Here is a 24389-nt window from a genome sequence, read left to right as displayed (position 1 = left end):
TCTCCTTTATCCGTTTCGCAGCGCCATTTGCATCGCCGACGCCGCCCGCTCATAGTCGTCCCGATGGACATAAATCGTATAGGTGTACATTGTGTCCGTCTGTGCGCCCGCAATGCCGTATCGGGCGCGTTCCGCGGCCCGGGCCGCGCCCCGCACCTTCACGGCGGAAGGTATCCCTGTGGCGGCCAGCGCCTCTCGAACATGGTAATATTTTTGGGTAGAAGCGAGGGTAATCAGTTCTCGTCGATTAAAAATGGTAATCATGTGCAGCCTCCTTAGATAATGGCCTCCACATATTCCTTTGCATCGAAAGGCCGCAGGTCTTCGATGCCCTCCCCCATCCCCACGTACTTAACGGGTACGCCCAGTTCCCGGGCAATGGCGATGACGATGCCGCCCTTGGCGGTGCCGTCCAGCTTGGTGAGGACAATACCGGTGAGGCCCGCCGTCTCCTTAAAGGTTCGTGCCTGAATCAGCCCGTTTTGCCCGGTGGTAGCGTCCAGCACCAAAAGCGTCTCTCGGCTGGCATCGGGGCACTCCCGATCAATGATTTTGGAGAGCTTTGCAAGCTCCTTCATCAAATTTTCCTTGTTGTGAAGCCGCCCGGCGGTGTCGCACAAAACCACGTCCATATCTCGTGCCTTAGCGGCGGCCAGTGCGTCGAACAACACCGCGCCGGGGTCCGCGCCCTCGTTGCTTCGCACCAGTTCGCAGCCCGCGCGCTCCGCCCAGATTTGCAGCTGGTCGGCGGCGGCGGCGCGAAAGGTGTCCGCCGCGCAAAAGAGGACCTTTTCGCCTTCGGATTTCAGCTGGTGGCCCAGCTTTCCGATGGAGGTGGTCTTGCCCACGCCGTTGACGCCGATGAACAGCACCACCGCGGGCTTCTGGCTCAGGTCAAGCGCCGTGTCGCCCACGGACAGCTCCGCCGCCAAAATCTCCCGCAGGGCGGCGCGAACCGCCGTCTCTCCGGAAACGCCTTCCCGCTTCATTTTGGAGCGCAGCTTTTCCACCGCCGAACTGGCGGTTTCCACGCCCACGTCGGCCAAAATCAGCTGTTCCTCCAGATCGTCAAAAAACGCCTCGTCGTCGGCAGAGATGGCGTAGCCGGTGATGTCCTCCTGCCAGATTTTCTTTAGTTTGCTAAAAAAGCCCATGTGCAATACGCTCCTTATCTTGAATGCCCGCAGACAAATATTTTGCGAGTACGCGCCGCCCGCTCAGGGCGCATTTTTCCCATCCCCATGCCGCCATTTGTACAGGCGAACGGCGGACGAGAGCAGCAGCAGAGTCAGTGCGATCAGGGAAAGCACATTTCCCGAATGATTTTCCCACAGTCCGAGCAGACAGGCGATGTCACCCAGCAGCGCCAAAACACACAAGATGATGAAAGCACCTTCGATCCCAACCATATGCCGCAGATACCACGCCTCTATTTTTTGGTACATCGCTGTTCTCCGCTTCTCACTTGATTTTCAATTCCTTTGCCATATCGTTCAAGTTGATCGTCAAAATCTTGCTGACGCCCTGCTCCTGCATCGTGACGCCATAGAGCACGTCGGCTTCCTCCATGGTGCCCCGGCGGTGGGTGATGACGATAAACTGCGTCCGCCCCGCAAGGGTGCGCATGTACCGGGCGTAGCGGGTGACGTTGGCGTCGTCCAGCGCGGCTTCGATCTCGTCCATGACACAAAACGGCGTGGGGTGAACCTTCAAAATGGAAAAATACAGCGCGATGGCCACAAACGCCTTCTCTCCGCCGGAGAGCAGCGAGATGGTTTTCAGCGTTTTCCCCGGCGGCTGGGCCTTGATCTCGATGCCGCAGTTCAGGATATCGCTCTCGTCCTCCAATTCCAGTGTTGCCTGTCCGCCGCCGAACAAATCCACAAACGTGGCCTGAAAGCTGTCGCTGAGGAGCTTAAACTGCTCGGCAAAGATGGCGGTCATCTCTTTTGTCAGATTTTCAATCACGCCCTCGATCTCGCTCTTGGCTTTTTCCACGTCGTCCCGCTGTTCGCTGAGATAGGTGTAGCGGGTATTTACCCGGTCAAATTCCTCGATGGCGCCGATATTGGGCGTTCCCAGCGCGGCAATATCCCGCTTCAGCTCACCGATGCGGCGGTTGGCCTTGGACCGGCTCTCCAATTCAATTCGCTGGGCCTGCGCGTCGGAATGACTCAACTCATAGTGTTCCCACAAGCGGTCCAAAATCTGCTTTTCCTCCAGCGCGGAAGTGGCGATTTTCTGTTCCAGCTTGCTGGCGGTGCGTTCCAAATCCAGCAGATGCTCGTTCATCTCCTGTCCGGCGCGGCTCTTTGCCGTGCGTTCGGCCTCCAGCGCAATCTTCTCCTGATCCAAAGCGGTCAGGCGATCCCGCAGCGTCTGCTGGCGCGCATGAAGGGCCGCAATAGTCTCCTGCCGCTGTTCGATCTCTTCGTCTGCCGCGGCGATGGCCTGACGGCAATCTTCCAGCATATTCTCCCGGGTGGAACGATCTCCGGAGAGATCGGCTTTCAGTCTTTGCAAATCCTCTGCCCGCTTGGCGGTGCTCTCCCGCTCCGCCCCAAGTGCTGCCAAATGGGACTTTCGCTGGCTGACAGCCTCCGTCAGCTCGCCGGAGCGGGTCATCAGCTCCGTCTGCCCCGTGAGCTGCTCATCCGCCTTTGCCCGCAGGGCGGCGGCCTCGGCCTCCTTTGCGGCGATGTTCGCAGCAGCCATGGCGGCCCGCTTGGCGTTGTCCGTCAGGCGGCCGGAGAGGGTCTCGTACTCCCCCTCCAGATTTTCAAGGTTTGCTTTCAGACTTTGAACCAAAATATCAAAGTGGTTTTTCCGTCCTTCCAGACGCAAAACCTCGTCCTCTGCCGTCCGCTGCTGCCCCTGCGCCGTCTCCAGCTCATAGCGGGCCTTTTCCAGCTCCCGGCCCAACTCCTCTTCCTCCGCTTTCGCGTTGGAAAGTTGGCGGCGCATGGTTTCCGCCCTGCCGTGAAGTTCCTTTAACTCCGCCGCGCGGCTTAATACGCCGGTGCTGCGGCTGACGCTGCCGCCGGTCATGGAGCCGCCCCGGTTGATGACCTGCCCGTCCAGCGTGACAATGCGAAAGCGGTTGGAGTATTTTCTCGCCATGGCAATGCCGCAGTCCAAATCCTCTGCAATCACGGTGCGGCCCAGTAGATTCCGAAAAATGTTGGCATATTGCACGTCGTACTCCACCAGTCGGGAAGCAAGACCCACGTAGCCGTATTCCTTTTCCACGCCGCTCTCCCGCAGTTCGTCTCCCCGGATGGCGGTCAGTGGCAGGAAGGTGGCCCGGCCCGCGTCCCGCTGCTTTAAAAAGGCGATGGCGGCTTTCGCGTCCTCTTCCCGGTCCACCACGATGTTTTGCAAACCCGCGCCCAGCGCGATCTCAATGGCGACGGAGTATTCCCGCTCCGTGGTCATCAGTCCGGCCACAGGGCCGCGAATCCCTCTGAGACTGTTCTGCGCCTGACACACCTGGCGCACGGCCTTGGAAAAGCCCTCGTACTCCTTCTCCATCTCCGTCAGCATCCGCACGCGGCTGTCCAGCGCTCCCGCGTCAATGGTCAGGCGGTTAGCCTTGGCCGCCGCCTCGTCCGCCTTGCGCTGGCGTTCCGCCATCTTCATCGTATGTCCGGCAATGATATTGCTCACAGCGGCAGCCTCGTCCCGGGCGTCTTCCAGCGCGCGGCGGTTGGATTTTGCCTCCTGCTCGCTCTGAGCCAGCTGGGTTTTGACGTTTGCAATCTCTGCTTCCGCTGCAATCCGGCGCTCCAGAATCTGGGCGCTCTCCGCAGCGGCGGCGGACGCTTCCGCCCGTGCGTCGGCGGCGGCGGCAACCGCCAGCGTCTCCTGCGCCCGCAGGCGCTCCGCCTCGCTCATCTTGCCGCCCGCGGCCTGCGCGGCCTCCTGCGCCTGCGCCAAAAGCGCGTCCAGCTGGTCGCGTTCCTCGGCGGTCTGCCGGTCAATTTCAGCAATGCGGGCCGTCTGCTCCTCAATCTGCCGGCTCAGGTTGTCTGCCCGGCTCTCCTGATCCTGAAGCTCCCGCTCGATTCGGTCAATATTCTCCTGATTGTGGGCAACGGTGGTTTTTAAAACCGCAACGGCGGATTCCTGCTCCGCCGCGCCGGTGTCCTGCTCCGCCGCCTCCGTCCGCAGGCGCTCCGCCTCCACGTCCTTCTGACGCATTTTCTCGCCGTACTGCTCGCCTTCGGCATAGAGGGCGTTCAACTGGGCGCGGGCCTCGTCCCGGGCGGCCTCGGCAGTGCGGAAATCCAATTCCAGCTTTCTGGCTCCGGCCTTCAGCGCATCCAAATCTTCCAGCCAAGTGGAGATCTCCAAAAGGCGAAGCTCGTCCCGGAAGACCAGATACTTCTTCGCCTTTTCCGCCTGATCCCGCAGCGGCTCCACCTGAAGCTCCAACTCCGCAATCTTGTCATTGATGCGCACCAGATTCTCATCCGTGCGCTCCAGCTTTCGCTCCGCCTCTTCCTTGCGGTGGCGGTATTTGGAAATTCCGGCGGCCTCCTCAAAAATCTCGCGGCGGTCGCCGCTCTTGGTGGACAGGATCTCATCGATCTTACCCTGACCGATGATGGAGTATCCCTCCTTGCCCATGCCGGTGTCTAAAAACAGCTCCGTCACGTCCTTGAGCCGGACGGACTGGCGGTTAATGTAGTATTCGCTCTCGCCGCTGCGGTAGTACCGCCGGGTGACCGCAACCTCGGACTCCTCCATGGCGGGGAAGATATGCTCTGTGTTGTCCAGCACCAGCGTCACCTGTGCAAAGCCCTGCTGGGGCCGCTTTGCGGTGCCGCCAAAGATCACGTCCTCCATCTTCGCGCCCCGCAGGCCCTTGGCGCTCTGTTCGCCCATGACCCAGCGGATCGCGTCGGAAGTATTTGATTTTCCGGAACCGTTGGGGCCAACGATGGCTGTGATATCCTCACCGAATTTCAAAACGGTTTTGTCCGGAAAGGATTTGAAGCCTTGGATTTCCAATGCTTTTAAGTACAATGAAGCCACCTCAGTCGAAAGTTATACTGTAACTAATTTACTATATCAAAAAAGTCCTGAATTTTCAAGGTGAAATTTGAAAACGTTCCTGCACCGCAGCCAAAGCGTACAAAAAACCCCGGAAACGCATACAGCGTCTCCGGGGTTCCAGGGCTATGTTTCTTCTTCCCAAAACAACTCATCCAACGTCTTGCCCAAAACGCGGCAGATGGCCAAGCACAGCCGGATGGTGGGATTGTAGTCGCCCTTTTCAATGGCGTTGACAGTCTGACGGGAAACGCCCACCGCCTCCGCCAGCTGCTGCTGACTCAGATCCAGCGCCGCCCGGGCGGATTTCAGACGGAGATTTTTCATCCTTCCTCCATCTCGCTCCCATCCTGCAAATGCTTCACCGCATAGATCGCCAGCACCAGAAGCATCATCACGCCCACCATCGGATTGATGGCCCGGAAGGTCAGCACGCCGTTTTCCACCACCTCACCGCTGTGCAGGTTCAATGCCCCGATCCCCAGATTCACCGCCGCCAAAATGGCAAACAGCGTCATGACCTGCCAAGGCCGCTCCTTCAAACTGAGATACGCATCCTTGCGGATGCACTCCACGGCAAACACGGTCACGCTGATGCAGACGCACAGCATGCACCCGGTTATCACGTCAATCCACCGGCCCAGCACCGCATCCGAAATCCCGTAAGCCGCCGTGCAGAACATCATCGTGAAAAAGCCCAATTTAAACGCCTGCCCTCTGGCCCGCTCCTGCCGCTCGTCAAAGGTCATATCCAGCACGCGCTTTTTAAACAGCACCGCCACGATAAGCACGCCCACTGTAAGGCTGACTGCCACTCCGAATACCATGCCCAGTTTATATTCCATTTCTATTCCCTCCATGATGTTTCAGTCTGAGGACAGTATATCTTGCATCCGACAATATGTCAAGTATATATTACATATTGTCGTGATTTAGAGATAGTTATTTCTCTCCTGCTTCATAACTCTGCGGAGCGTAGGTTGCTCAAATCGCCAACCCGGCGTATGCTGAGGGTACAAACAAGACATCCGTGAAAAGGAAAGGATCGGGCGATGAATCACTATGTAACAGGCAGTACCATCCGGGAACTGCGGGAAAAGAAAAAATTGACGCAAAAGCAGCTGGCAGATCAGCTGTGTGTCAGCGACAAGACCGTCTCAAAGTGGGAGACAGGCCGGGGCCTGCCGGATGTTTCTTTGCTGGAACCGCTCTCCGCCGCGCTGGGCATTTCCGTGGCGGAGCTGCTCTCCGGCGAATGCTTCACCAACGCCAACCGTTCCGGCAACCTGCTGCGCAGCAAATTTTACGTCTGCCCCATCTGCGGCAACGTCATCTGGGCTGCGGGCGAGGGGGCTTACTCCTGCTGCGGCGTGAGCCTGCCGCCGCTGGAGGCGGAAGAACCGGACAACGCCCACGAAATTCATGCCGAGCGCGTGGAAAACGAGTGGTACGTGACGGTAGATCACCCCATGACCAAGAGCCATTATATCAGTTTTCTTGCCTTTGTCACGGACGACCGCGTGCAGATTGTGCGCCTCTACCCGGAGCAAAGTGCCGAGGCCCGCTTCTTTGTCCGGGGGCAGGGGCGGCTCTACGCCTATTGCAACCGCCACGGGCATTTTACCCGCCGGATGTAAAAGCCCGCCGCACAATTGAAAGAAAAAGGGGCGCGGCGGGAGATTCAACACTCCCGCCGCGCCCTTCCTGTTTGGTCGGTTTCTACTTCTTTTTCTGTTTTCCCCGGCCGGACTGTTCAATCTGGCCATACAGCCATTCCAGCGCGTCGCTGAGTGTTCCCACCTGATCGATCAAGCCCAGACGGACGGCCTCTTCGCCGTATACCACGCTGCCAACGTCCGCCGCCATCTCTCCGGTTTTCAGCATCAATGAGAGGAATTTCTCCCGGTCGATGGCGCAGTTGCGGGTGACAAAATCCACAATGCGGTCTTGCAGCCGCTCAAAATAGTGATAGGTCTGGGGCGCGGCGATCACCGTTCCGCTCATGCGGACGGGATGAATCGTCATAGCGGCGGACGGCACGGCAAAGCTCCGCTTTGTAGATACCGCCAGCGGGATGCCGATGGAATGGCTGCCGCCCAGCACCAGCGACGCGGTGGGCTTGCTCATGCCGGAGATCAGCTCCGCGATGCCAAGTCCCGCCTCGATGTCTCCACCCACGGTGTTTAAAAGAAACAGAACACCGTCCACCTCGTCGGATTCTTCCAGCGCCGCCAGCAGGGGCATGACGTGCTCGTATTTCGTGGTTTTTGTATTGGTGCTGGCAGTCATGTGCCCTTCGATCTGCCCGATAATGGTGAGACAGTGGAGATTTCCCCGCTTCGTCTTCGTGGTGACGGAGCCACTGTCCACAATCTGCTGCTGCCAGGTTTCCGGGCCGGTTCCGCCCTTGTCCGTTTTGGAATCGGCGTCGTCATTCTCCGCCGCTTTTTCGGTTTTTGTTTCTTCTGTCATGGAATCCCTCACTTTCTCTTTTATCTTTTGCAGAAATTGAGAAATTAGCCGGGTTTCCTTTTTGCAGGAGACGTGCTATAATATTCAAAATTATAAAATTGTGGTTTTCACATCTCCAAATTGCCATCGCCTGCGCGTCCATTTTTTATGCAAAAAGGGATGCTGTGCGGCGCGGCAAAAGATAACGGAAGGCATCTTTGATTTCCGAAAGGAGTTTTTATTTTGAATACACAGCGTATCGTGGTGAAGGTGGGTACCTCCACTCTCACCCATGACTCCGGCGCGCTGAATTTGCACCGTATGGAACAGCTGGTGCGGATTCTGGCGGATCTGAGCGGAATGGGGCACCAGGTGATTCTGGTGTCCTCAGGTGCCATCGCCATCGGCACGGCGCGGCTGGCTCTGCCGGAGCGGCCAAAGGAGCTTCGGATGAAACAAGCCGCGGCGGCGGTGGGCCAGTGCCGCATGATGCATATTTACGACAAGCTGTTCTCTGAATACAACCGCACCGTCTCCCAGATTCTGCTGACGGGGGACGACGTGGACGATCCCATTCGTGCAGAACACCTTTCCAGCACGTTTGAAGCCTTGCTGGACATGGGCGTCATTCCCGTGGTGAATGAAAACGACTCCGTCTCCTCGGCAGAGATCGAAACCGGGCAGCATAAGGTGCTGGGCGACAACGACACGCTCTCCGCCATCGTGGCGCGGCTGTGCCGGGCGAACCTTCTGGTTCTGATTTCGGACATTGACGGGCTGTACGACGCGGACCCCCACACGCACCCGGACGCAAAGCTCATTCACCGGGTGAACGCCCTGACGCCGGAAATTTTGGAAATGGCCGGCGGCGCAGGCACTTGGCGGGGAACCGGCGGCATGGCTACCAAGCTCTCCGCTGCGAAGATCGCCATGGACGCCGGGTGCGACATGGTCATCACCAACGGTCAGCGGACGGAAGACCTGTACGGCATCGTGGAAGGGCAGGACATCGGAACCCGATTTTTGTCCATGAAATAAGGAGGCGCGGAATATGACAGTTTTAGAGCGGCAGGGCCAAGCCGCAAAGTCCGCCGGGCGGACACTGGCCATCGCGGGAACCGCGAAGAAAAACGCGGCTCTGGAGGCCATCGCCAGGGCATTGATCGAAAAGCAGGATTTGTGGCTGGCCGCCAACGCAGAGGACGTGGCCGCCGCGAAGGAGGCCGGGATACGTCCGGCTATGCTGGATCGGCTGACTTTGACGCCGGAGCGCATTGCGGACATTGTGGCCGGCGTGCGTCAGGTGGCGGCGCTGCCCGACCCTATCGGTGTGGTCACAAAAATGGAAACCCGGCCCAACGGGCTGATTATCGGGCGGCGGCGGGTGCCGCTTGGCGTAATCGCCATTATTTTCGAGGCCCGACCCAATGTCACGGTGGACGCGGCGGCACTGTGTCTGAAATCCGGCAACGCCTGCATTCTGCGGGGCGGAAAAGAAGCGATCCGCTCCAACCGCGCGGTGGCGGAGTTGATGCGGGGTGCGCTGGAAAGCGTGGGTCTGAGCGCAGACTGCGTCTCCTTGGTGCAGGACACCAGCCACGAAACCGCAGACGAGCTCATGAACCTGACCGCCTATGTGGATGTGCTGATTCCCCGGGGCGGCGCAAATCTGATCCGTTCCATTGCGAAAAACGCCAGCGTGCCGGTGATTCGCACCGGCGAGGGCGTGTGCCATGTGTACATCGACAGCGAGGCCGACCTTGACATGGGCGCGAAAATTCTCTATAACGCAAAATGCTCCCGCCCCTCCGTGTGCAACGCGGCGGAATGCGTGCTGGTGGCGCAGGATGTGGCGGCGGAGTTTTTCAAAAAAGCCCTGCCCCTGCTGAAGGAAAAAAACGTGGAGCTGCGGTGCGACGAAGCCGCCCTCTCCCTCATCGGCGGAGACGCTGTGGCGGCGGCAGAGGCGGACTGGGACGCGGAGTATGATGACTATATTCTGGCCGTTCACATCGTAAAGGATGCGGCGGAAGCCATCGACTTCATCAACACCCACGGCACCGGCCACTCCGAAAGCATCATCACAAAGAACTACTTCACCGCCCAGCACTTTTTGGACGCGGTGGACGCGGCGGCGGTATACGTCAACGCCTCCACCCGGTTCACCGACGGCGGCGAATTCGGCCTTGGCGCCGAAATCGGCATCTCCACTCAAAAAATGCACGCCCGCGGACCGATGGGTCTTGAGGAAATGACCAGCTGCAAATACGTGATTTACGGCGAAGGTCAAGTTCGGGAATAAAGCAAAGCGGTTTCGCAGAAACGAACTGCGGGCAGCAGACGGTTGGGATGCGCGATACACCCATACTTTGTCAGCTGCGCATGGAAAGGAATGGATACTATGGCGACTTATGGATTTATTGGCGCAGGCAATATGGGCGGGGCCCTTGCGCGGGCAGTTTGCCGCTCCGTCTCCCCGGACGAGGTGTTTCTGGCAAACCGCACCCCGGAAAAGGCAAAGGCACTGGCGGAGGAGCTGGGCTGCCGCACGGCGGACAATGAGGCGGTGGCCCAGAGCGCGGACTTTATCTTTCTGGGTGTAAAGCCCCAGATGATGCAGGAGCTCTTGGCGGAGATCGGCCCCATTTTGACCGAGCGGGAAACCCGCTTTGTTCTGGTGACCATGGCGGCGGGACTCACCATTGCGGATATTCAGAAAATGGCCGGGGACGCATACCCCGTCATCCGCATTATGCCCAACACGCCCTGCTCCATTGGCGAGGGCATGACCCTTTACGCCTGCGGCCCCGATGTGACGGCTGAGGAAGAGAAAACTTTCCTCTCCGACATGGCGGAGGCAGGGCGCTTCGTTGCTTTGCCGGAGCATTTGATCGACGCGGGCAGTGCGGTTTCCGGCTGCGGCCCGGCGTATGTGGATCTGTTCCTTGAGGCGCTGGCAGACGGCGGCGTGGCCTGCGGCCTGCCCCGGGCTGCGGCTATGGAGCTGGCGGCGCAGATGGTGGTCGGCTCCGCCCGGCTCCAGCAGGAGAGCGGTAAGCACCCCGGTGCGCTGAAGGACGCGGTCTGTTCTCCCGGCGGCACCACCATTCAGGGTGTTCGCACACTGGAGGAACACGGGTTCCGCGCGGCGGTCATGGACGCGGTCATCGCGGCCTATGAAAAGACGGCGGCGCTGAAAAAGTAAGGCGGCGCAACGGATAAAGTTCATCAGGCGGCAATTGCCGCCGACCACTCCACTTGCAGTCCGGCAGGCAAAAGGCCACATTTGATTTGAAAGGCGCATCGCGGCATTTGATTGCCGCGATGCGCCTTTTATGGTCTTGGGCGTTTATTCTCGGAAACCGGACAGACGGTTCCGCCCACTTCATTTGGGACAATCAATGCGTGATCCCGTAACGATTTTATTTCAGCTCGTCCATGCGTTCCAAAATCTCGTCTACCGCGTCCTCCAACTCCTCATGAGCCTCGGCCCAGTCCTCGTACTCCTCGCCCTCCATGTTTTTCGGCTCTCGCTCATCCATCTCGGCAATGCGCTCTTTGAGCGCTTTCAGACAGGTGCGCAGCTGTTTGGCGTTCATGGCTTGGATATCCGGCTCATCCTCAAAATACGGATTCAGGTCAATGATCTCCGCCATTCCCATTCTCCTTTCAGCGTTTTCTATGATACCGCAAACGCCGCGCATGGCTGTAATTGCAGCGTCCGCGTGCGAGATGCACCTATCATAGTCACTTCGCTCCAATTATAGCACAGGTGCAACGCGTCATTGTGCTATATTATTTTTATTCAAGCGCCAGCCTGCCTCAGTGGGTAGCCGCGCGGCTGCGTTTATTATAGCATTGCTTCGCACCGGCTGCAATGAAAAAACGCTTTGCATTTTTCCGCAGATGTGCTATGATTAAGCCGCAGCGCGGTTAACGCCGCGTTTGTACTCCATCCGGCCATGGGCCGATTTCATTTATTTAAGGAGATTGCTGTTTGAAGAAGAACAACGCCTTGGAGATTGTGGGCTGACCGGGAGGTTTGCTGAAAACAATCTCGTCAAGCCTCCCCTAAATTGACAGCCAACAATTTAAGGAGGATTTTACGCATGAAAAACGATTATTTGATTCGTCTGGAAACCAAAGCTGACTACCGCGAGGTGGAAAACCTGACCCGGGAGGCTTTCTGGAATGTCTACCGTCCGGGCTGTACGGAGCACTATGTCCTGCACGGCTACCGCGCAAGAGCCGATTTCGTCCCCGAACTGGACCTTGTCATGGAAAAGGACGGGCAGATCATTGGACATGTCATGTATGCCCGCTCCGCAATTACGGCGGATGACGGCAGCATGATTCCCATCATGACCTTTGGCCCCATCAGTATTGCGCCCGCCTATCAGCGCACAGGCTGCGGGACGATTCTTCTGCGGTACTCCATGGAAAAAGCCAAGGAACTGGGCGCGGGTGCGCTGGCCATCACCGGCAACATTGGATTCTACGGAAAGTCGGGCTTTGTGGTCGCCAGCACAAAGGGCATCCACTACTATGCGGAGCCACGGGAAAACGAAGTCCCCTATTTCTTGATTAAAGAGCTGGACAACGGTTTTCTGGATGGAATCACCGGCGTTTACAAGGACCCGGACGGATACTTTATTGACGAAAAGGAAGCAGAGAAATTTGACGCGGACTTTCCGCCAAAGGTAAAGTTAAAACTGCCGGGGCAGCTGATATAATCCCGAATACAGTAAGGGGCGGTGAGCAAAGAATGCTCACCGCCCCTTTTTCCTTTTGATGCAGGCCCTCTGCACTGCGGGCCTGCATCTTCGCCGGAAACCGGCTTCCCTGAGATACCCATAGAAAAGTCTGCAAAAAGCCCGAACTATGCCAACCACAGCACCTGCGCCAGAAAACGCGGGTTCTGAATTCGTGAGAAAGTGGGTAAAGTGATTCTGAGTGTGCCGCTTTCCTCGTGGCAAAGCCGCGCACGCTGATTGATTGGAGGGGATTTCTTGAACGATGCAAAGCGAAAGAATCCAAATTGCCCATGCAGGTGGGTGAAGTGTCCCAGACACGGGGACTGCGCCGCCTGCCGGGCACATCATCAAACAGAGAAGCACATTCCGGTTGCATGCGACCGCCCAGCCAAACGAGCGCGGCACAAGCAGGAACCGTAACGCGGCAATTTCATCAATTAAAATCACGCCATTTTCTCAAAATGTGAATTGTCTTTGTACCTGCAGCGTCCGTGTGAAGACCGCCGCCGAAACAGCGGCTGGAAATCACGCTAAAATTGCAGAACGCGCCCGCCGCTTTCCTGCCCGTTCAGATGAAGCGGCGGGCCGTCATGTTTTCAGTTTGATCCGCCGTCACATATATTTGGCTCTAATTGTAAACCACATTATTTTTATTGGTTGACATATCGAACATGATGTGTTAGTCTCATTGTATACTTAAAATATGGAGTTGTGTTTACAATGAGCAAGACAAAAGATCTGGTACTGGTGAGCCTGTTTGCGGCGTTGATCGCCGCCGGTGCTTTCATTCGAATCCCCGTCCCCGTGGTGCCCTTTACCCTGCAATTCCTTTTTACAAGCCTCGCCGGAATCCTTCTGGGAGCAAAGCTGGGCGGACTGAGCGTGCTGTGCTACATTGCGCTTGGCCTGATGGGACTCCCCATTTTTGCCGGGGGCGGTGGCCCCGCTTATGTCCTGCAGCCCACCTTCGGCTATCTGATCGGCTTTGCCGTGGGTACCTATGTGACCGGCACCCTTGCGAGCCGGGGCTCCTGTCCCACCGTAAAGCGTCTGGCCATCGCGAACTTTATGGGTCTTTTGATCGTGTATGCCTTCGGCATGGTCTACTACTGGCTGATCTATCAATTTTACATCGGCACGGGAATCGGCTTTTGGACGCTGTTTCTGTATTGCTTCTTGCTGGCGGTTCCCGGAGATCTCGTCCTCTGCGGGGTCGCCGCGATTCTTGGAACACGCCTGCTTCCCGTTTTGAAGAAAGGAAGCGCAGTATCATGAATGTTACATCCGAACTGAAAAACCGCGTTCTGTCGAGAGAATTGCTGAACCGGGAGAGCATTCTCACGCTCTGTCAGGCTCCGCTTGACGAGCTTTGCTCGGCGGCGGACGAAATCCGGGCGCATTTTTGCGGAAACGGATTTGATCTTTGCACCATTGTCAACGGAAAGAGCGGGCGGTGTTCCGAGGACTGCAAATATTGCGCCCAGTCCGCCCACTACCAGACCCATGTGGAGGAGTATTCCCTGCTGGGTACGGACGAGATCGTGCGCCAGGCCAAGCACCATGCGGAGCAAGGCGTTCTGCGCTATTCCATCGTCACCTCCGGTCGAAAGCTGGGTGACGCGGACATATCGCAGGTATGCGAAAGCATTCGTGCCATCAAAACGTCCACAGATATTGAGGTCTGCGTCTCCTTTGGATTGCTGGATGAAGCGGCGTTTCGAAAGGTCAAAGCCGCCGGTGCCAGCCGCGTCCACTGCAATCTGGAGTCCTCCCGAAGCTACTTCCCCACCGTCTGCACCACCCATACCTATGACGAAAAAATTGAGACGCTGCAAGCCGCACGCCGCGCGGGCCTCTCCATTTGCAGCGGCGGAATCATGGGTCTTGGCGAAAGCATGGAGGATCGAATCGACATGGCGCTGACACTGCGGGAATTGGGCGTCAAATCCATCCCCATCAACTTTTTGAACCCCATTCCCGGAACGCCCTTTGCGGATAACGCTCCGCTTTCCGACGAGGAAAAGCGGCGCATCGTGGCCATTTACCGCTTCATTCTGCCCAACACCTCCATCCGTCTTGCAGGCGGACGGGGTCTGATCGTGGACAAGGGCGAGGGTTGTTTCCGCTCCGGCGCCAATGCCGCCATCTCCGGCGACATGCTCACCACTGCGGGAATCACCGTGGAAACGGACTTGCAGCTGCTTGACCGGCTGGGGTATCAGGCGAGGCTTTGGAATGAGTAAACATCTTTTTATCACCGGCACGGGAACGGACGTAGGCAAGACCTTTGTCTCCGGTCTAATCGTAAAAGCGCTGCACGACAGCGGTAAAAACGCCGCCTATTTTAAAGCCGCCATGAGCGGCAATGCCCGCGGCGAAGACGGGCGTTTGATTCCCGGCGACGCGGCCTATGTGAAAGGTGTGTCCGGAATCCCGCAGGCAACGGAATCCATGTGCCCCTACGTCTACGAAACGGCAGTCTCGCCCCATCTGGCCTCGCGGCTGGAGGGTCATCCAGTTCGGATGGACGTGGTAAAATCCGCCTTTGAGGCGGTATCCGCGGCGCACGACTATGTGGTCGTGGAGGGCAGCGGCGGAATCCTGTGTCCCCTCTGCTTTGACGGGGAAAAATTGCAGCTTGAGGACGTTGTCCGCGAACTGGCGCTCCCCTGTCTGATTGTTGCAGATGCAGGATTAGGAACCATCAACGACGTTGCGCTCACCGCGTTTTATATGCGGAAAAAGCACATTCCCATCAAAGGCATTTTCTTCAACCATTTCCATCCGGGAGACGTGATGGAAGAGGACAATCTCAAAATGTGCGAATACATGACCGGAGTCAAGGTGACCGCCTGCATCGAAGACGGCGATACGAACCTGCACATCTCCGCCGACGCCTTGACTTCCCTGTTTGAATGAAAGGGGAAACAGCATGATCTGGTATCCTTATCAACAAATGAAAACCATGCAGCCGCCTATCAAAATTCGGCGCGCCGAGGGCGTATATCTTTATCCCGAGGACGGCTCCCGGCTGATCGACGCCGTATCCTCTTGGTGGAGTACCATCCACGGATATCACAATCCGGTGCTGGACAACGCGATCCGCACACAGTTGGACAGCTTCGCCCATGTGATGCTGGGCGGCCTGACCCACGAGCCTGCCGAGCGCCTGAGCGCAAAGCTGCAGGAATGGCTTCCGGGCGATCTGAATCACTGCTTCTTCTCCGACTCCGGCAGCGTTGCGGTGGAGGTTGCCTTGAAAATGGCGCTGCAATACTTTATGAATCAGGGCGACACTCAGCGCACGATGGTTCTGGCTCTGGAACACGCCTATCACGGCGACACCTTTAAAACCATGGAGGTGGGCGACGACGAGGATTATCATTTTGTTCTCAACGCATACGGAAAAAGCAAGTATGTCGTTCACATCCCCACGGAAATCGACGTGTTGGAGCAGGCGTTTGCCGCGTACCACGATCAACTCAACTGCATGATCGTGGAGCCGCTGCTGCAAGGTGCGGGCGGGATGCGGATGTACGACGTCTCCTTCCTGAAGCGAGCGCGGCAGCTGTGCGATCAATACGGCGTTTTACTGATTTTTGACGAGGTCGCCACCGGCTTTGGGCGAACCGGGAATCGTTTTGTGGCCGATTTGGTGCTGCCGGACATTCTGGTGCTGGGCAAGGCTTTGACCGGCGGATACATCGGGCACGCGGTGACCGTCGCTAACGAAAAGGTATATCAGGGCTTTTACAGCGACGACCCCGCCCACGCGCTGATGCACGGGCCGACGTTTATGGGCAATGCGCTGGCATGCAGCGTCGCGCTGAAATCCATCGCCCTTTTTGAAGATCAAAACTATCTGGAAAAAATCAAAAAGATTGAGTCCGTCACCCGCCGGGAATTGATCGGCTTCACCGATCCCCGCATCAAAGAGGTGCGCATCATGGGCGGTTGCTCCTGCATCGAGGTACTGGACGAAAAAACGCTGGAGGGCTTCAAAGAGTTTGCCTATGAGCGGGGCGTTTTTCTCCGTCCGTTCCTGCGCTATCTGTATACCATGGTGCCCTACGTCATGGAAGAGGACGAATTGGTGCAGGTATTGCAGGTGATGAAGGATTGGTTCCGGCGCTGACACTCCGCAGCGCACCCCATCTTCACATGGTTTTATATAAGGAAAGGGCGGCTTAACGCCGCCCTTTTTGTTTCTTGGATCAGATGAGGCTTTCCTCCCAGCTTCTCAGCACAGCAAGCTGTTCCGGTGTATGGAACCAATGCTCGCCGTTTTCCATGACGGCAAGCCCGCAGTCAAAGCGGCGGACAAAAGCATCCACCGTGTTCCGGGTTGTCAAATTGTCCTGACCCGCATATAAGATTGCCGTCTCCGCACCCCATTGTAGAATGGGGTGCGTTTTTGCGTATTGAAGATAGCGCCAAGAAAGCGTTTCGCCAAAGTTGGTTGGAATCTCGCCCTCCCGTTCCAGCCGCTCTTCATCCACACCGGCCCAGAGCATCATACTGCGGATCAGCTTTTCCATGTCCAGCACCGGGGAGACGAACAGCGCCTTTTCCGGCGGCATATCGGCAAAAGCCAGCATAGAAAACCATGCGCCGATGCTGTTGGCCCGCAGACGGACACACTCCCCGCGTTGGCGCAGATTCTCCATGACTCCCCGCAGCTCCGGCACAACGTGCCATGGGTCAAATCCGGTTTCGCCCTTCCGCTCACCGTGTTCAGGCAGATCAATGGCCAACACCTGCCATCCTTTGGGGCAGGCCACTTCCGCAAACGCCGCGCCCTCTTCCTTGCAGCCGCATTTCCCATGGATGAACAGCCAAACGCGTTCTGAATCCTCACCGTATAAAACGGAAGGGATTTGATTGATTTGAAGATTTCTCTGCTTCATAGCTTATTTCCTTCTATCTGCTGCATAGTTGCAGCAACATCTTTTAAAATCAACAGCCGCATACTGTCCCGATCAGGCGGATTCGCATCCTGCAAAGCCGTCCGAATCCGCAAAATCAGCTTCGGTTTGGCCGCAGCCATTCCGGTCGCAGGACTAAAAAACTGTTGTTTAATAAATATTTATTATATAGGATAAATCTTCTTTTCACAACTTACCATGAAGCCACAAAATCCCCCGGCGTCTAAGACGCCGGAGGATTTTTCACACGCAGGGGCTTTTGGCAATCCGTGTCAGAGGTGCGTCAATAGACGGGGTTCTCCACCGTCACCTTGTCCACTTCCTGATACGGCGCCAACGTGGAAACCATCTTGACCTTGACATCATAGGGATTGTTCACAAAGTGGACCTCACCCGGCTCGATGTGGATCAAATCTCCGGCAGACAGCGTGTTCACCTTTCCGTCCACGATCACGTCTACCTTCCCCTCCAAAATGAAGAAGTCCTCTTCCATTACATTGTGGTAATGGGCGTCAAAGCTCTGACCGGGCATGAACTGCACCAGTGCAAAATTCATGCGAGGCCCCTTCATGAGATATTTCGGGCCGCTGTCTCCAAAGCGGTATTCCCGTTCACTCTCGTTGATTACAAACATGATAAACAATTCCTCCCAAATATAAGTCCCCCGGTTTAAAGGCCGGGCGCAATCCAGAGATTCCGTGTCAGCTTCCGGTCGCACAGGGCAAGCTGCGCCGCGTACACCTGCCGCCACGGGCCGTACAGTTTTTCATATGTCCGGTGATTCTCGGCGTTTGGCTGATAGTCTGCGTCCCAACGAACCGTGCGCCGCGCGCCCTCCGCGATGCTGGGGTACACCCCCACGCCAAAGCCCGCCAAAATCGCCGCGCCCAGCGCGGTGGCCTCCTTGACCACGGGTACGCGAACGGTCTTCCCTGTCACGTCCGCCAGAATCTGGCACCACAGGGGGCTCTTTGCCGCGCCGCCCGCAAAAATCAGTTCTTCCGGCTCGCTGCCGGTGGCCTCTTTCACAAGGTCGATATGCCCTTTCACCAGCATCGCCGTGTTCTCCAGAATTGCCCGATAAAATGTATACCGGCTAAACTTCTCCGGATCCAGATCAAAGTTGGTGAAGGTGGGGCTGGCCTGCTTCCAGTTGATGAAATTCATCACGTCGCTGAAGCAGCACATCATCCCGTAACTTCCGGCGGGAATTTTCTCCGCCTGCTCGTTCATCAAATCGTACGTATCCCGTCCCGTCCGCTCCGCCTCCGCCTTCTCCATCTGGCAAAAGCCGTCCCGGAACCAGCGCATCACCAGTCCCGGCTTGATCGCCAGCGCCTCATACTGCCACAGACCCGGCACCGCGTGGCAGTTCACCCGCACCCGGCACTCGGGGTCCGTCGCGCCGCTGTCGGTGTTGAATTCATACTGCCAGAAGCTGCCGCCAAACACCGCCGCCTGTCCGGAGCCGCACGCGCCTACGCCGATGGCGCCCAGCTGGCAGTCTCCGCCGCCAACGACCACAGGCGTACCCACCGCAAGGCCGGTGTCTTCCCCGCCTTTGGTGTTCACATGGCCAAGGACGGTTCCGCTCTCCGCCACCGGCGGGAAAATATCCGACCGCAGGCCGCACCGCCGGGCAATTGCCGGGTCCCAAGTCCTGCTGCGCAGATCCATCATACCTGTGGTGCTTCCGTTGCTGGGCTCCACCGCCATCGCACCGGTCATTTTATAAATCAGCCAGTCGTTGAACATGCCCACCTTCGCGGTCTTCTCGTAAATCTCCGGCAGCTTATTCTTCACCCATAAAATGCGGGGCAGTGCGCCCAGTGCATAGGTCTGGCCGCTTTTGCCATAGATTTCCCGCTCCAGCTGCGGGTCCGTTCGGATGAGCTGGGCCACCTCGTCGTTGCTGCGGGCATCCACATTGGCACAGGCCCAGATTTCCTTTCCGTCCCGGTCATAGAGCAAAATGCCCTCCCGCATACAGGTGGTGGAAACGGCGGCAATCTCCTCTGGAGCAATCCCCGTCTGCGCAAGAACTCCCCGAACGCATCCGCTGGCCAAGGCCCAGTTGTGTGTCCAGTCAAAATCCATGCTGCCGGGCCACCGGGGGTCCTCCGCGTGGGTCCACTCCTGCTGCACGCAGCCGATCTGGCCGCCGTCCAGATCAAAGATCACCGCACGGACGCTGCCTGTGCCCGCATCCACAGCCATCAGATACTTTCCCATTTCCTCCGCTCCTCACTGTTTCAATTTGGAAGTGCCGGGGTCCTGTTCTCCGCCCCGCTCCAGCAGCGCGGCGGCGGTTGTCTCGTCCGTGACCAGAGCATCCAGATACTTTCCCCGCAGCACTGCCAGAATCGCATCCACCTTCCGCTCTCCACCGGCCACACCAATCACATTTTCCATCTTTCGCAGGTCTTCCAGCGGCGTACTCATCAGCCGCTGCTCCACGTCCGACCCTACCGGGTTTCCGTCCCGATCAATAAAATGGCTCAAAATATCGCCCACCGCGCCCTGCATACTCAGCACCGTGAAATCTGTTTTGCTCAGGATCCCATTCTGGATAATGGTGGCCTCATCCGACATTCCGCCCACGCCCACCACACTCATCTGGGAAAACTTCACCATCTGCTTGATTTCCTGTACACTTGGCTCCTGTTGCAGCGCCTCCACCATCTGGGGGCTGGACAGCAGCAGCGGAGCGGGGAGCAGATAAAGCCGGGCGTTAAAGGTGCGCGAAAAACCCTTTGGCAGGTAGTAGTTCACGCCGCCGGTCAGACTGACCACATTGACAGGCTTTTCCACCATGGTCGCCAGATGGTTCAGCACCCGGCTGGGGGTGTCGCCATAGCCCATATTCAAAAAGCAGTTGTCGTCCAGCCGGCTGGCAATATACATGGCCGCCGCGCGGGCGATGCTGGCGTTCAGATTTTCCAGCGTATCTCCCTCAGCCGGCACCACAAAAGCATCCTGCAAACCAAACCGGGAGATCAGCGCCCGCTCCAGCTGCATGCGGCGATCCCCCTCCTGCCGGATGGAAAACTGAATAATGCCGGTCTGACGCGCTTTTTCCAACAGATGGATCACGCGCGCGCGGCTGATTCCCAGCAGGTGGGATATATTTTGCTGAGTGTAGTTCTCCATATAATAGTACCACGTGGTCTTTATCATTAAGTGGTGCTCGTACTCGTCCGCCTGTTCCACAAAATTCCTCCCCCTCGACTTTGCAAAAGCCGACAAATGTTTTGCTTTTAATCAAATAATTGATATGTGAAGTATATCACCGAATATTTTTACTGTCAACGCCCCATTGACAGGAGCTTCCAAAAAACCCGCAAGTTGTGTATTTTTGACAAATATAAAAATCCGCATTTAACATAACCCACAATAAATCAGTTTCTTTTATAGATTTTCCCCGGTGAAGTGTTAAATAAATGTTTTAATTTTCCCGGTTTTACCGTGGAACCTTTTTCCTGCCTGTTGACAAATTATCTAAAATGTTTTAAGATAGCGCCATAAAGCAAAAGTATGAGTGTGCAAACTTTTGTTCTTTCGTTTACAGGAGGAATCTTCATGTCCACTGAACAGGCTTCTACCTCCGCGGGACAGCTGCTCTCCGTTCAGAACATCCGAAAGTCCTTCGGCCTCAACGCCGTGCTGAAGGGCATCAGCTTGGATGTGGCTCCGGGAGAGATTTTGGCGCTGGTGGGCGGCAACGGCGCCGGAAAGTCCACACTGATGAAGATCATCATGGGGATCTATACGCAGGACGGCGGCGACATCTATATTAAAGGAGAGCACGTTGTGCTCAACAAGCCAGCCCAAGCGTTGGCAAAGGGTATTTATATGGTGCCGCAGGAACCGCTGCTGTTCCCCAACATGACCGTGGAGGAAAACATCACCATCGGCTTTTCCCAGAACAAGGCAGAACTGCACCGGGAACTGGTCGCCACCATGGACGAGATCGGGTGGCATCTGAACCTGACCCGCCGGGCCAGCAGTTTGTCCATTGCCGAGCAGCAGCTGGTGGAAATCCTGCGAGGACTTTTGCGCCACGCGCAGATTCTGATTCTGGACGAGCCGACCAGTGCTCTGACCTTTGACGAGGTGGAAAGCCTTTTCAAATGCGTCCGTGATCTTCAGAGCAAGGGCATCGGTATCATTTACATCACCCACCGTTTGACGGAGGTATTTGAACTGGCTACGCATGTTGCCATCATGCGGGACGGCATCATCGCCGTGAAAGGCGCGGTGTCGGGCTTCACCCGAGAGGATTTGGTGCGTGGGTTGCTGCCGCCGGACATGGACGCGTGCAAGGACGGCGGCTGTCCCGTCCCCACAGCGGTGGACTATACGAAAGCGCCGGTTCTGGAATTGCAGAATTTTGGAGGATATGGTTTTTCCGGGATTAATCTGAAAATCTACCCCGGCGAAATTCTGGGCATGGCGGGCGTGGTCGGCGCGGGACGCACGGAGCTTGCCACCACAATTTTCGGCATGGATAAAGTTCTGGGAGGCAAGGTGCTTTTAAACGGTCGGGATATCACAGGTCTGAAGACCCGGGCGGTGATTCAGGCGGGGCTGAACTATGTGCCGGAGGACCGGCACCTCAACGGTCTTTTTAAGATCAGCGACGTGGCCTGCAACACCTCCAGCGCCCTGCTGGGCGATGGGTCGCTTGGGAAGTTCCTGTTGAACCGCAAAAAAGAGCAGACACTCACCCAGCGGTATGTGGACGATTTCCGCACCAAGATCACCGGTCAGGAACAGGCAGTGGGCAGTCTTTCCGGCGGCAACCAGCAAAAGGTGGTCATCGCCCGGAGCCTCTCCACCTCTCCCCGGGTGATCATTCTCGACGAGCCTACCCGCGGCATCGACGCGGCGGCCCGCGGCGACGTGTACCGCATCATCCATCAGCTGCGGGATCAGGGCGTGTCCATTTTGCTGATTTCCAGCGATATGGAGGAAATCGTGGAACTGGCCGACCGCGCGGTTACCGTGTTTCAAGGGCGCGTCAACGGCGAGTTCAAGGGCGCGGACATCAATCAGGACCGTTTGATGGCGGCGGCGTTCGGAGTTTCTGAAGAAAAGGTGGCGAGTGGGTCTTGAGTTTTCTAAAAAAAATAGCTAAGGCGCGAGAACTGAGCAGCTTCTTATTTCTGGTCGCGCTGTTTTTAATTGTTGGTCTGATTAATCCCGCCTTTCTCTCCGGAACCAGCATCAGCGCCTGCTTCAACACCTCCGTGGTGTATACCCTGATCGCCGTGGGCATGGCGTTCGCCATCTTCATCGGGGAGATCGACGTGTCCGTGGGTTCCAATCTGGGATTTGTGGCAACCGTGGTAGGCAGTCTCCTGCGAGATGGAGCCAACTGGGCATTTGCCTTCACAGTGGGCATCCTCATCGGCGCGATCATCGGCCTGATCAACGGCTGGGGCGTGGCCATTATGAAAATCCCCTCGCTGATTTTTACCTTGGGCACCAACGGTGTGCTCCGGGGCATGATGTACATATACGCGGGAGGCGCGTGGGTGGAAAACCTGCCCAAGAGCTTCAAGGATTTCTCTTCCGTTACCTTGATCGGCGGCTTCACCGTGTACTACTGCTGCGCGGTGCTGCTGGTGGTGGGCGTACACTGCCTGCTGACCCGCACCCGGCGGGGCCGCTATTTTATTGCCGTGGGCGACAACGCGGGCGGAGCCACTCTGGTCGGCATCCCCGCCACCCAGACCAAAGTCTGGGCCTACGTGATCTGCGGTGTACTCAGCGCTGTGGCAGGCATCATCTTTTGCAGCCGCATCGGCTTTGTCACCTCCACCAGCGGCAGCGGCTACGAAATGAAAGCCGTGGCGGCGTGCGTGCTGGGCGGCATCAGCCTCACCGGGGGCGTAGGCAGCGTGATCGGCGCGGCCATCGGCGCGGTGATTATGGCCTCTATCAGCTATCTGCTGGTGTTCATGGGCTTTTCCTCCAACTATGATAACGCCATCACCGGCATTATCCTCATCACCATCGTGGTGGCCGACGCGCTGATGCAGCGCCGCAACGCGGTCCGCAATTGCCATGACCGCCTTGCCGCCCGTACAGCGGAATCCGCTGCCGTGAAAGGAGGCGCCCCGCAATGAGCCGTTTGAAACTGCCCGGCAAGAAGGTTTCCTTCACTTGGAATATGTTCCTCGTTCTGCTGCTGGTTCTGGAATTTGTAATCTTCAGCTCCGTGAATCCGAAATTCCTGCGTCCGGCACTCCTCTTCAACAGCATTAACGACTTTATCTCCATCTGTATCATGTCCCTGTTCGTCACCCTTGTAATGATTACCGGCGGCATTGACATTCAGGTGGCCTCCATCGTGGGCCTCACCTCCATCACCATCGGCGTGGCATGGCAGGACTTCGGCCTGAACATCTGGGCCGCTGTGGCGGTGGCGGTTCTTCTGGCGGCGCTGTGCGGCGCGCTGTCCGGCTTCTTCATCGCCTATTGCGGCGTGCAGGCCATGGTGGTCACACTGGGCGGAAGTTTTTTATACGCGGGTCTGGCGCTTCTAATCTCCACCCTTTCCAGTACGGAGAGCTATCAGGGCATCAGCGGCTTCCCCGATTCCTTTAAATGGATTGCCCAGTACAAGGTCTTCGGCGTAATTCCCTTTCAAATCGTTCTCTATCTCATTTTGGCGGTGCTGGCATGGGTGTTGCTGCACAAGAGCAAATACGGTCGGCGCATTTTCTTAGTGGGCGTGAATCAGCAGGCGGCGGAATACTCCGGCGTCAACAGCCGCTGGGTCATTATGTCCACGTACATTCTCAGCGCAGTCAGCGCCTCCATTGCCGGAACCATTCTCACCGCCTATCTGGGGACAGCCAAATCCGACCTTGGCAACGGCATGACCATGAACATCATCACGGCGGTGGTGCTGGGCGGAACCCTTTCCACCGGCGGCAAGGGCAGCATTCTGGGTACCACGCTGGCCGCCGTGATTATCGGCATTTTGCGCTTCGGGATGCCTTTGTGCTTTAAGATCAATACCCAGTATCTGGACATCCCCATCGGTGTGCTTCTGATTGTGGTAGTGGTGGGCCGGTCGCTGGCATCCAATCCCGCCATGGTTGCCCGGCTGGCGCGGCTGAAGCAGAATCGCAACGTGCCGAAAGCCGTTGTAAAGTAACGCGGTTCCCTAACTTGGCATATTCGGGGCTTTCTC

General features: G+C 57.2%; 24 protein-coding genes. 12 read left to right on the top strand and 12 right to left on the bottom strand.

The genetic code is table 11. From position 1 onward, the window contains the following. Positions 1–6: 6 nt before the first annotated feature. From ON16_RS04050 to ON16_RS04025, 6 genes are all read right to left on the bottom strand, one after another. Entirely contained in the window at positions 7–264 is a 258-nt protein-coding gene (locus ON16_RS04050) for a hypothetical protein (protein WP_040659593.1), read from the bottom strand. Between the two features lie 11 nt (positions 265–275). Then, entirely contained in the window at positions 276–1154 is an 879-nt protein-coding gene (gene ftsY / locus ON16_RS04045; protein WP_040659591.1) for a signal recognition particle-docking protein FtsY, read from the bottom strand. A 63-nt stretch (positions 1155–1217) separates the two neighbouring features. Next, the gene (locus tag ON16_RS04040; RefSeq protein WP_040659589.1) at positions 1218–1445 is read right to left on the bottom strand and encodes a hypothetical protein; all 228 of its coding nucleotides are present in this window, start codon (positions 1443–1445) and stop codon (positions 1218–1220) included. A 16-nt stretch (positions 1446–1461) separates the two neighbouring features. After that, a complete protein-coding gene (gene smc / locus ON16_RS04035) occupies positions 1462–5037 on the bottom strand; it encodes a chromosome segregation protein SMC (protein WP_369384295.1) in 3576 nt (1191 codons plus the stop codon). Between the two features lie 144 nt (positions 5038–5181). Beyond that, complete coding sequence (locus ON16_RS04030) at positions 5182–5382, bottom strand: helix-turn-helix transcriptional regulator (RefSeq protein ID WP_040659585.1); 201 nt, start codon at positions 5380–5382, stop codon at positions 5182–5184. Continuing rightward, positions 5379–5900, bottom strand: a complete 522-nt coding sequence (locus tag ON16_RS04025) for a hypothetical protein (RefSeq protein ID WP_040659583.1) — start codon at positions 5898–5900, stop codon at positions 5379–5381. Before ON16_RS04025 ends, ON16_RS04030 begins: the two co-directional genes overlap by 4 nt. A 207-nt stretch (positions 5901–6107) precedes the next feature. Between ON16_RS04025 and ON16_RS04020 the strand changes: the two genes are divergently transcribed. Then, on the top strand, positions 6108–6692 hold the full coding sequence (locus tag ON16_RS04020; RefSeq protein ID WP_040659581.1) for a helix-turn-helix domain-containing protein: 585 nt from the start codon (positions 6108–6110) through the stop codon (positions 6690–6692). Between the two features lie 82 nt (positions 6693–6774). Here the strand turns inward: ON16_RS04020 and ON16_RS04015 are convergent, their stop codons facing one another. After that, entirely contained in the window at positions 6775–7527 is a 753-nt protein-coding gene (locus ON16_RS04015; protein WP_040659580.1) for a ClpP family protease, read from the bottom strand. A 219-nt stretch (positions 7528–7746) separates the two neighbouring features. On the opposite strand from ON16_RS04015, the gene proB reads away from it, so the two are divergent. The 3 genes from proB (at position 7747) to proC (ending at position 10711) form a co-directional block, all read left to right on the top strand. Continuing rightward, positions 7747–8544 (top strand): glutamate 5-kinase, encoded by a 798-nt coding sequence (gene proB, locus ON16_RS04010; RefSeq protein ID WP_040659578.1) that lies wholly within the window; start codon positions 7747–7749, stop codon positions 8542–8544. A gap of 13 nt (positions 8545–8557) precedes the next feature. Then, positions 8558–9808 carry a glutamate-5-semialdehyde dehydrogenase gene (locus ON16_RS04005; RefSeq protein ID WP_040659575.1) on the top strand — a complete coding sequence of 417 codons (1251 nt, stop codon included), beginning with the start codon at positions 8558–8560 and terminating at the stop codon, positions 9806–9808. Between the two features lie 90 nt (positions 9809–9898). Further along, positions 9899–10711 carry a pyrroline-5-carboxylate reductase gene (gene proC / locus ON16_RS04000; protein WP_040659573.1) on the top strand — a complete coding sequence of 271 codons (813 nt, stop codon included), beginning with the start codon at positions 9899–9901 and terminating at the stop codon, positions 10709–10711. A gap of 217 nt (positions 10712–10928) precedes the next feature. Here proC and ON16_RS03995 read toward each other — a convergent pair whose 3' ends face one another. After that, entirely contained in the window at positions 10929–11162 is a 234-nt protein-coding gene (locus ON16_RS03995; protein WP_040659570.1) for a hypothetical protein, read from the bottom strand. Between the two features lie 453 nt (positions 11163–11615). Between ON16_RS03995 and ON16_RS03990 the strand changes: the two genes are divergently transcribed. From ON16_RS03990 to bioA, 5 genes are all read left to right on the top strand, one after another. Continuing rightward, entirely contained in the window at positions 11616–12239 is a 624-nt protein-coding gene (locus ON16_RS03990; RefSeq protein ID WP_040659568.1) for a GNAT family N-acetyltransferase, read from the top strand. A gap of 741 nt (positions 12240–12980) precedes the next feature. Beyond that, positions 12981–13535, top strand: coding sequence for a biotin transporter BioY (locus tag ON16_RS03985; protein WP_040659566.1), 555 nt, complete (start codon positions 12981–12983; stop codon positions 13533–13535). Continuing rightward, positions 13532–14503, top strand: coding sequence for a biotin synthase BioB (bioB, locus tag ON16_RS03980; protein WP_040659564.1), 972 nt, complete (start codon positions 13532–13534; stop codon positions 14501–14503). The genes ON16_RS03985 and bioB overlap by 4 nt, the downstream gene beginning before the upstream one ends. After that, entirely contained in the window at positions 14496–15179 is a 684-nt protein-coding gene (gene bioD / locus ON16_RS03975; RefSeq protein WP_051131511.1) for a dethiobiotin synthase, read from the top strand. Before bioB ends, bioD begins: the two co-directional genes overlap by 8 nt. 13 nt (positions 15180–15192) lie before the next feature. Then, positions 15193–16395, top strand: coding sequence for an adenosylmethionine--8-amino-7-oxononanoate transaminase (gene bioA / locus ON16_RS03970; protein WP_040659560.1), 1203 nt, complete (start codon positions 15193–15195; stop codon positions 16393–16395). A 79-nt stretch (positions 16396–16474) separates the two neighbouring features. Here the strand turns inward: bioA and ON16_RS03965 are convergent, their stop codons facing one another. The 4 genes from ON16_RS03965 to ON16_RS03950 all read right to left on the bottom strand — a co-directional run bounded on the left by ON16_RS03965 (position 16475) and on the right by ON16_RS03950 (position 20395). Next, complete coding sequence (locus tag ON16_RS03965) at positions 16475–17167, bottom strand: alpha/beta hydrolase (protein WP_040659558.1); 693 nt, start codon at positions 17165–17167, stop codon at positions 16475–16477. 301 nt (positions 17168–17468) lie between these two features. Beyond that, the gene (locus tag ON16_RS03960) at positions 17469–17819 is read right to left on the bottom strand and encodes a cupin domain-containing protein (protein WP_040659557.1); all 351 of its coding nucleotides are present in this window, start codon (positions 17817–17819) and stop codon (positions 17469–17471) included. Between the two features lie 35 nt (positions 17820–17854). Next, positions 17855–19417, bottom strand: a complete 1563-nt coding sequence (lsrK, locus tag ON16_RS03955; protein ID WP_040659556.1) for an autoinducer-2 kinase — start codon at positions 19415–19417, stop codon at positions 17855–17857. A gap of 12 nt (positions 19418–19429) precedes the next feature. Continuing rightward, positions 19430–20395: a sugar-binding transcriptional regulator gene (locus tag ON16_RS03950; protein ID WP_243441758.1), complete on the bottom strand. Its 966-nt coding sequence runs from the start codon at positions 20393–20395 to the stop codon at positions 19430–19432. A 369-nt stretch (positions 20396–20764) separates the two neighbouring features. Between ON16_RS03950 and ON16_RS03945 the strand changes: the two genes are divergently transcribed. Genes ON16_RS03945 through ON16_RS03935 form a run of 3 tightly spaced genes read left to right on the top strand, consistent with a single transcriptional unit; the run spans position 20765 to position 24353 of the window. Further along, entirely contained in the window at positions 20765–22300 is a 1536-nt protein-coding gene (locus ON16_RS03945) for a sugar ABC transporter ATP-binding protein (protein ID WP_040659554.1), read from the top strand. Then, positions 22297–23316 (top strand): ABC transporter permease, encoded by a 1020-nt coding sequence (locus ON16_RS03940; protein ID WP_040659552.1) that lies wholly within the window; start codon positions 22297–22299, stop codon positions 23314–23316. Before ON16_RS03945 ends, ON16_RS03940 begins: the two co-directional genes overlap by 4 nt. Continuing rightward, a complete protein-coding gene (locus tag ON16_RS03935) occupies positions 23313–24353 on the top strand; it encodes an ABC transporter permease (protein ID WP_040659550.1) in 1041 nt (346 codons plus the stop codon). Before ON16_RS03940 ends, ON16_RS03935 begins: the two co-directional genes overlap by 4 nt. Positions 24354–24389 lie beyond the last annotated feature (36 nt).

It is taken from the genome of Oscillibacter ruminantium GH1, assembly GCF_000307265.1.
Taxonomy (GTDB): Bacteria; Bacillota; Clostridia; order Oscillospirales; family Oscillospiraceae; genus Oscillibacter; species Oscillibacter ruminantium.
The sequence above is the reverse complement of the archived record's forward strand: the minus strand, read 5'-3'. Positions and strand labels throughout refer to the sequence as shown.

Coding starts and splice junctions, on each gene's coding strand:
- ON16_RS04050 (WP_040659593.1), bottom strand. CDS start 264: ATGATTACCATTTTTAATCGACGAGAACTGATTACCCTCGCTTCTACC.
- ftsY (WP_040659591.1), bottom strand. CDS start 1,154: ATGGGCTTTTTTAGCAAACTAAAGAAAATCTGGCAGGAGGACATCACC.
- ON16_RS04040 (WP_040659589.1), bottom strand. CDS start 1,445: ATGTACCAAAAAATAGAGGCGTGGTATCTGCGGCATATGGTTGGGATC.
- ON16_RS04030 (WP_040659585.1), bottom strand. CDS start 5,382: ATGAAAAATCTCCGTCTGAAATCCGCCCGGGCGGCGCTGGATCTGAGT.
- ON16_RS04025 (WP_040659583.1), bottom strand. CDS start 5,900: ATGGAATATAAACTGGGCATGGTATTCGGAGTGGCAGTCAGCCTTACA.
- ON16_RS04020 (WP_040659581.1), top strand. CDS start 6,108: ATGAATCACTATGTAACAGGCAGTACCATCCGGGAACTGCGGGAAAAG.
- ON16_RS04015 (WP_040659580.1), bottom strand. CDS start 7,527: ATGACAGAAGAAACAAAAACCGAAAAAGCGGCGGAGAATGACGACGCC.
- ON16_RS04005 (WP_040659575.1), top strand. CDS start 8,558: ATGACAGTTTTAGAGCGGCAGGGCCAAGCCGCAAAGTCCGCCGGGCGG.
- proC (WP_040659573.1), top strand. CDS start 9,899: ATGGATACTATGGCGACTTATGGATTTATTGGCGCAGGCAATATGGGC.
- ON16_RS03995 (WP_040659570.1), bottom strand. CDS start 11,162: ATGGCGGAGATCATTGACCTGAATCCGTATTTTGAGGATGAGCCGGAT.
- ON16_RS03990 (WP_040659568.1), top strand. CDS start 11,616: ATGAAAAACGATTATTTGATTCGTCTGGAAACCAAAGCTGACTACCGC.
- ON16_RS03985 (WP_040659566.1), top strand. CDS start 12,981: ATGAGCAAGACAAAAGATCTGGTACTGGTGAGCCTGTTTGCGGCGTTG.
- bioB (WP_040659564.1), top strand. CDS start 13,532: ATGAATGTTACATCCGAACTGAAAAACCGCGTTCTGTCGAGAGAATTG.
- bioD (WP_051131511.1), top strand. CDS start 14,496: ATGAGTAAACATCTTTTTATCACCGGCACGGGAACGGACGTAGGCAAG.
- bioA (WP_040659560.1), top strand. CDS start 15,193: ATGATCTGGTATCCTTATCAACAAATGAAAACCATGCAGCCGCCTATC.
- ON16_RS03965 (WP_040659558.1), bottom strand. CDS start 17,167: ATGAAGCAGAGAAATCTTCAAATCAATCAAATCCCTTCCGTTTTATAC.
- ON16_RS03960 (WP_040659557.1), bottom strand. CDS start 17,819: ATGTTTGTAATCAACGAGAGTGAACGGGAATACCGCTTTGGAGACAGC.
- lsrK (WP_040659556.1), bottom strand. CDS start 19,417: ATGGGAAAGTATCTGATGGCTGTGGATGCGGGCACAGGCAGCGTCCGT.
- ON16_RS03945 (WP_040659554.1), top strand. CDS start 20,765: ATGTCCACTGAACAGGCTTCTACCTCCGCGGGACAGCTGCTCTCCGTT.
- ON16_RS03935 (WP_040659550.1), top strand. CDS start 23,313: ATGAGCCGTTTGAAACTGCCCGGCAAGAAGGTTTCCTTCACTTGGAAT.